Origin of the sequence: Lentzea tibetensis, assembly GCF_007845675.1 — a bacterium.
Lineage (GTDB): Bacteria > Actinomycetota > Actinomycetes > Mycobacteriales > Pseudonocardiaceae > Lentzea > Lentzea tibetensis.
This window is the reverse complement of the sequence record NZ_VOBR01000054.1, coordinates 1-7,333: the sequence shown is the minus strand read 5'-3', so window position 1 is coordinate 7,333 and position 7,333 is coordinate 1. Positions and strand designations below refer to the sequence as shown.

Annotated in this window: 4 protein-coding genes and 1 pseudogene; 4 read left to right on the top strand and 1 reads right to left on the bottom strand. The window is 65.7% G+C overall.

Annotated features, from left to right (window positions below):
• Positions 1-141 precede the first annotated feature (141 nt).
• The 3 genes from FKR81_RS41555 to FKR81_RS41545 all read left to right on the top strand — a co-directional run bounded on the left by FKR81_RS41555 (position 142) and on the right by FKR81_RS41545 (position 3,632).
• Positions 142-2,076 (top strand): Ca2+-dependent phosphoinositide-specific phospholipase C, encoded by a 1,935-nt coding sequence (locus FKR81_RS41555; protein WP_146360891.1) that lies wholly within the window; start codon positions 142-144, stop codon positions 2,074-2,076.
• A gap of 483 nt (positions 2,077-2,559) precedes the next feature.
• Entirely contained in the window at positions 2,560-2,949 is a 390-nt protein-coding gene (locus FKR81_RS41550) for a hypothetical protein (RefSeq protein ID WP_146360889.1), read from the top strand.
• A gap of 350 nt (positions 2,950-3,299) precedes the next feature.
• Positions 3,300-3,632 (top strand): hypothetical protein, encoded by a 333-nt coding sequence (locus FKR81_RS41545; protein WP_146360887.1) that lies wholly within the window; start codon positions 3,300-3,302, stop codon positions 3,630-3,632.
• Between the two features lie 515 nt (positions 3,633-4,147).
• On the opposite strand, the pseudogene FKR81_RS46140 reads toward FKR81_RS41545, so the two are convergent.
• A pseudogene (locus FKR81_RS46140) lies at positions 4,148-4,540 on the bottom strand (transposase); the annotation flags it as partial.
• A gap of 278 nt (positions 4,541-4,818) precedes the next feature.
• On the opposite strand from FKR81_RS46140, the gene FKR81_RS41535 reads away from it, so the two are divergent.
• The coding region (locus tag FKR81_RS41535; RefSeq protein WP_146360885.1) for a hypothetical protein at positions 4,819-7,333 on the top strand (2,515 nt) is incomplete at its 3' end.

Here is a 7,333-nt window from a genome sequence, read left to right as displayed (position 1 = left end):
GTACGTCGGTGGCACTCCCGGTCGGACCGACCACTACGACCTGCATTGCTCGAAGTGGCGCTACGACCAGCCTTGAGTCGCACGGGCCTGGGCGGCGTCCAACGCCGCCCAGGCCCGCGTCACTTCGAGAGGACAGGCTCCATGCGGATCCGATCTGCCGTCCTGCTGTTGGTCAGCGCATTCGTCGTCGTTCCCCATGCGGCGCAGGCTGACCCGTATCCCAGGTACAACGAGGTGTATGGCGTCGCGACGCACAACTCGTACTGGCTCAACCGCTCCGACCGCGCCGACTTCTTCGCCAGCGGCACCCAGGAGATCCTCTCCGATCAGCTGCTGCACGAACGCGTCCGCGCGCTGGAGCTGGACATCCACTCCGAAGGTGCGCCAGCGGGACGCTGGAAGGTGTACCACACCTCCGACTCGGAGGACTTCACCTGCCGCTACCTCGACGACTGCCTGCAGATGCTGCGCAACTTCCAGTACGCGGTGCCGCGGCACGAGGTGGTGAACGTCATGATCGAGCTCAAGAACGTCGTGCCGCACACCGGCGCGACCTTTCCCGGCATCCCGACCAACGCCAACTTCAACGACTCCCACACGATCGAACAGTTCGACGACACCGTCCGCCAGGTGCTCGGCACCTCCCTGTACACCCCCGCCGACTTCCTGTCCCGGTGCACGCCAGGGAGCACGATGGTCTCCTGCATGGCTTCGGCAGGCTGGCCCACCGTCGACCAGTTGCGCGGTAAGTTCATCGTCAACCTGATCGGCAACTGGAGCACGGCCGGCGCTGACTGGGTGCGATACGCCACCCACGACGTGCCGCACCGGGCGGCGTTCCCGATGCAGTCGGTGTTCGAGGTCGATCCCACCTGCCGGGCCAGTTGGCTCACGCCGGCCAACTCGCGCGTCGCCGCGACCGGGATCCAGGTCCACGGTCTGGACGCTGCAGGCCGTGCGACCGATCCCTACTGCGTCAGGGACATCAGCGACTTCGACCCGTCCCCGCCGATCGACACCACCGCCCGGCAGGCCGCCTTCCAGGCATCGGTGTTCTGGCAACTGGAGGACATCGGGCCCAACGGCACCGGCAAAGCCGCCGTGTTCCTGAGGCACAACGGAGTCGTCCGGGGCGCGGACAGCTTCGACCACCGCCCCGGCTGCAACAGCTACCCCTGGCAGTGCCAGGAAAACAGGATCGACGCGGGCTATCAGTTCCTGCAGACCGACTACCCTTGGCACGTCGTGGGGAACACCGACCCGTCCCAGCGCGTGCTGCGCCGAGACGGCGTCCCCGTTCGTGAGCCCGGCGCACGACTGCATGTCCACACCGGACAGACACCGACCTACTGGCCATTTGTGCACGACACCGTGCCGGCGACATCACGACGCTGGTGGGAGACAACCGTCTCCACCACCCGCAACGGCGACACCTGGGGGAAGGTGACCACCGCCGGGGTCTTCGTCACCGACGTGCTCAAGACCTGCCCGGCACCAGGGCTGGACAAGCAGGACAGCTGCACGAACTACGCCCGCCCCGCGCAGGACGGCGGCGACGGCAGCCTCCGCGCCGCATCCGCGGACAACTCGAGCTGGATCCAAATAGGACGGCAGAAGAACACCGTCCCGGGCCCCAGCTTCTACCAGGAGAACGTCAGCCTCTACATCCGGGTGGCACGCCACGGCACCGTGCACGACACCAGGTTGAACGCACCGCGCTACGGCACGTGCCGCGACGGCCAAGACCCCAACTCGGACGGCGTGTCCTGGACCTGCATCGGCAACATGATCGCGTTCGCCGTCGACAACCGCGGCAACGGCGCCACCGTGCGGGTCTACTCGGCGGGCCGACTCACCACGACCGGAGTCCCGGACTGGCAAGAGATCGCGGCCGAGGAGTTCGACACGCCTCTGACCAATCAGGGGCTGAGCGCGCTGGGCGACGTGCTGTACGCGGGCTCTCGCCGCGGCACCGGTCTGTGGCCGGACGCGTCACTGCGCGAGATCACCCTCGCCGACCTGCCCGGCCGTGGCATCCCGCCCGGCGCCACGGTCACTGATTTGTCCGTTCGATAGCAGGCCACGGTCACCGGTGGCGTGGTCCGGACTGGTGTGGCCAGCCAGACTGCCTTTCACGCGATCTCCCCGATCCGGACCCCACTGCGGCGCGTGGGCCGGATCGGGGAGATCGCGAGGTCGCCTACTTCAAGCCGGAGGCGTCTGGTCGACCGCGTTGCCCGCTGAATCCCGTGCCTGTGCCTGTGCCTTGAGGGACACGTACTTCGCGTCCTTCGGGTGCACGAGCAGGGCGGTCCACTTGTTGCCGTGCCGCAGGACGTGGATCGAGCGGGGCGGCTACGGACGCCGGGTGGGAGTCGGCCTACCGGGGCCGACAGCTGCCGATCGAGCTCGAAGCCGTGCACAGCAGCGGCGACTACACCGTCGAGGACCTGCGCCGCCAGCCCAGCCGCGAGGTCGTCGAGGACCTCGTCGCGCTCGCCGACACGCTGCGTCGCTGGCAGCAGTTCTACGACCTCACCCCCCAGGCAGATGCTCGGCGTGGCCGCACCGGTGCTGGTGCACCACTGGGCCGACGGCGATCTGGTGGTCGGCAGCGAGATCGTCGAGGTCAAGACCGTGCTACGCCTCGATCAGGTGCAGCACACCGTCCAGTGGCTGTGGCAGCTGCTGGCCTACGCGTGGCTGGACACCGCAGACCGCTACCGCATCGGCCTCTACCTGGCCCGGTACGGCGTGCTGCTGTCCTGGGGAGCCACCACGTTCGCCGACCACCTGCTCGGCCACACCGGCGCCGCACCCCAGGCCCGCGACGAGTTCCTCGCCCTGGCCCGCGAGGTCATCGCCCGCGAAGGCGCCGACCCGCCAGGCGCCTGGACACCGCGGCTGCACCGGTTCGCCGGTCACGTCGCGCCCACACCAGAACCCTGACCAGCAGTGGACCACGGCCGCGACGCTCCGTCGGATGCGGCGACAACTGTTTCCGATTTCCCCGCCCGCTTTCGCCCGCGGTCATGTGTGACCGCTTGAGGGCAGCCGGTTCGGTTAGGGTGCGCCGACCGGCCTTCGAAAGGAACAGCCCGCGGTGTCCAAGATCGACCTGATGAGTCCCACCCAGCTCGACGAGCAGGCCTGCGATTGGTGGCGCACGAGCACGGACACCGCCGTGCCCGGCGCAGCCGACGACACCGGCACGAAGATCGTGCTGACCGGCAGCGACCGAATGGCACAAGTCAACCGCAACGCGGCGCATCGTCTCCAGCACTCTGCTGTCAACGGCGGTGGCGAAGTTGCTCAGCGAACGCGGCGTGACCGCCGAGGTGCACCCGCTGCTCGTCGACCCCGCGTCCGGCGAGCAGCAGGTCGAGGTGCTCGCAGTGCGCATCACCCACGCCGAGCGCTCACTGGTCATGCCGGTCGTGCCGGGCACGGCGCCGCTGCGGCTCTACACCGCATCCGCCGGCGATGAGCCGCTCGGCGACCCGGTCACCGTCGTGGCCGAGCCCGCGTCCGTGGTGGCGAAGCAGCAGTGGGTGTCGGCGGCAGCGTTGGCCGACGCGACCATGACCGCCTTGGAGGGCCGCTCGCCGCAGCAGCAGAGTGACCTGCGCTAGAACCACCTTGTCGCACCCGGTCCCCGACCAGCCCTCCGCGCACCCCTTGTTCTGGAACGGCACGGCCATCGCCGAGCTCGCCACCGGCGAACACCCCACCCGAGCCGATGCTGGCCGACAGCTCCGGGGGCGGCTACGACCGTCGTTTGCAGCGAACGCCTTCCACCCGCCACTGTCGACTCCCATGGACCGCTACCGGATTGCCACCCACTGCCCGGTCGTGATCCGCCACTTTCCGTGCGCGTCAGGCGCGGTTCGAGCGGTCGCGATGGGCGGTCACCGTCCGCGACACCATTGCGCCAGACGATCCCGAAGGTGCGAGATCAAGCTGTTCTCGCGCGGGCGCTCCAGGGCGGTTGTGATCGCGCACACGCGGATCCCGATGGTGGTTTCATCAGCATCTCGACCGCGCCGTGGCTCACCGTGATACCGAGGGCCCAGCGTCAGCTCGGCGCGCACTCGTCGGGCGCCGTAGACCCCGTTGGAGGCGGCGTGGACCTGCCTGATGAGGTCTGTCAGCCAGGCGTGCCGCACCGAGCGGGCCGATGGTGCCCTGCCTCGCCAGGCGTGGAACCCCGACCCAGACACCTCCAGGATCCGGCACGCTGTCTGGATCGACAATCCCTCCTCGACCATCGCCGCGATCGCGACGAACCGGGCTTTTGGGGCACCGCCTCCTCGAGCAGCTCGGTGGCACGCCGGTGGATCGCCAACTCGGTCTCCAGTTCGGCGATCCGACGCCGGGCCGAGGCCAGCTCGGCCTTCTCCACCGAAGTCAGCCCCGGCTCCTGCCCGGCGTCGACGAGCGACTGCCTGCGCCACGTGTAGATCGTCTGGTCGCTGATCTGCAGGTCGTGCGCGACCTGCGCGACGGTGCGGCCGGCCTTGAGCAGGTCGAGGACCTTGCTACGGAACTCCGGCGGCTAACTCCTGGGCATGCCGACCTCTCCTGGGGATGATCAACATGAACCCCAGCAACCCGACTCCGCAAAATCCAGGGCACATCACTTTGGTGTCGGGTTGCGGCGAGGGTCTGGGTTCGACGTTTGTCTGGGGTGGTTGGCCGGGCCTGGTGGGGGTGAGTGGTGGGGTTCTCTTGACGTGGGTGGAGGTGTTTGTGTGAACGTTTTGGGTGTTGTTCGGCGTGTGTGCAGAGGTAGGTGGATGTGTACACGTGGAGGTGGGAATGCTGCCAGGGAAGTCCGCGGGAGACGGGAAGGTCAAGCGCAGTCGTGAGGAGGATGAGTTCGTCGAGCGGGTCGGCGACCTTTCGCTTAGTGGGCGTGGTGCGAAGCGGGAGAGGATTGAAAATGATCTGACTTTGGAGATCGGGGCGAGCGGGCCGAGTCCTCAGCAGTACGACGCTTTGGTTGGTTTTGCTCGCGATGTCGTTCATACGGCTCTGGCTTATCATTTGAACAGCGAGGCTGTCCCGGCGGTGACTGTGTCCGCGCCTGTTCCTGTCGCCAGGCAGGTCCAGAGGGTGCTGGATCTGGCCGTCACCAGCTATCTTCCTTATATTCAGCGGGACGTGCCCGGCGACCTGCGGCTCACCGCTGATCGGATCACCATCACCACGGCCACCCCGTTCGGTACGGTGACCACGGTGAGCCTGCCTGCCGGCACCGCTATGACTCCCGCTCCCCGGCTGGCTCCGCGGTCTTTGCCCCAGTACAACACCAATATCGAGCCTCCATCCTCCTCTTCTCCCTCTTCACCATCGAACGACCAATTTCCGGCGCAGTCGGGCAGTCAGTCCGCCGCGCACGCGCAATCCGCCGATCCACCGCTCCCCACAAAGAACGTTGAGGAGGTTCAACAGAAATTCAAATCTGGCGCAACCAAAGCGGAGTGGCTAGCACCGCTATGGGGTATTCTGCTTAAGAATCCTGAGCCGATGAGCGTCAATGACGTAACAAAAAGTGGGCAGCTTCCGCCTAAATATCCTATTTCCGCAATTAGAGGTAGCCTGTTGGCGATGAAGGAAGCTGGCCTGGTCGTTGAAAACGGACAGGCGGGAAAGGCGACCCTCTACAGTCCTGTGATGCCTCCAGGTGTCTCGCCTGCCGAGCGCGCGGCACTGCTCGACTGGGCTCGAGGCCTGCCTGCCGTCGCTGCCAATACCGCGGCTACGGTGCATCTGACCAGTCGCCCCAATATCCTTCGCCTGCCCGACACGCTCCGCGCGCAGCTGCGCCAGAACACGCACAATAAAGGCGATAACCCTTTGCTCGTGTCCAGGGCGTTCGAGGTTCTACTGACCGCCAAGAAACCTCTGAGTCAGCAGGAGGTCGTGGACCGGCTCAAAGAACGCCATCACTTCCCGAATACGACCAAGAAGACCGTAGTGCACTATCTGAACGCGATGGTCGCCACGTCGCTGGCAAGCTCGACTGCGGTAAAGAACAGCAAATCCGTCCCCTACTACCGGGCCGACATTCCTCTGCCGACGGAGTTGCTGAAGGATCTCACGTTCCAGAAGTTCATCGATAATCTGCCTGATGCGAATGATCGTGATCGCGCCAGGCAGCGCAGTCAGGGCATCGATCCGATCTCGCAGCAGCCCACCACGACCGCCCCTACTACCTTTCCTGTGTCAGAGACACTGAAGAACGCCTTGCAGGGCAGCATGGGTAAAGAGAATGCTCTTCGTGTGTGGTCGGTCCTGCTGGTCAACGATCCGGCCACCAACCAGGAGCTGGGAACTGCCCTGTCGGGAGTCGTAACCGCGAACGAAACCCCCAACTACACGGAGTGGCTGCAGCGGTCCAACATGGCAGCGGTCACCACCAAGTCCGGCAACGCCAACGTCTACACGGGCACCGTTCCTCAGGGCTTGGAAACCAATAACGACCTGCGCAACTGGGTTGCCGGCCTTCCCGACACCATGAAAGTCAAGGCACAGAATCGCCTCGATAACCCTTCTGTCGCGGCCGTGCAACAGGACGAGCTGCCAGTGCCGCCCCTGCCGTCCGGCATCATCGATCGCATCAAAAAGGACGGGCTCAGTGGCCATCGAGCCGCTCAGGTCCTGGGTATTCTGCTGCGCACCGGTACGCCGCTCACCAACGAGATCATCCAAGCGAGGTTGAAGTCAGAACACAATGTCGATGTCTCCGCCACAAGCATCCATAGTTACCGCTCGTATCTCGGTAGCGAGAATATGGCGATTATCTACGGCAAAGAAGGCGGGAAGGAACTCTATGTCGGTTGTGTTCCTGAGAGTCTTCGGAATGATCCTGGTCTAGCAGAGTGGGCTGCTGAGCTCGCTGATGTTGGTGGGCGTGCCAATGCGCGGGCTCGTATCGGTGGCACGGAGCCTTTGGGTGCCGCGCGGCTCCTGCCGCCACTTCCCGCCGTGTTGCGCGACGCGTTCGGCAATGCTGGGCAGAAGCGTGCCGCCGCGGCGCTGGCGGTGTTGCTCAGCACCGACAAGCCCCTGAGCGCCCAGGATCTCGTCGGCCTTGTCCAGCGTGACTATCGCCTCGGCCACGTGGTCGACGCCATTCAGCAGAACGTGGCCGAGCTGAACAAGGTGGGTCTGCTCAAAGAACTGGACAAGACCAGGCGCCGCCGTTTGTTCACGGCTGTTGTTCCTGCCGGTTTGGTCGAGGTCTCCGCGCAGGAGCGGGATGCGCTTTGTGAGTGGGCTCGTGGGGCGTTGTCCGGGCGGGCCCAGGCGGATGCGTTGGCTCGTATCG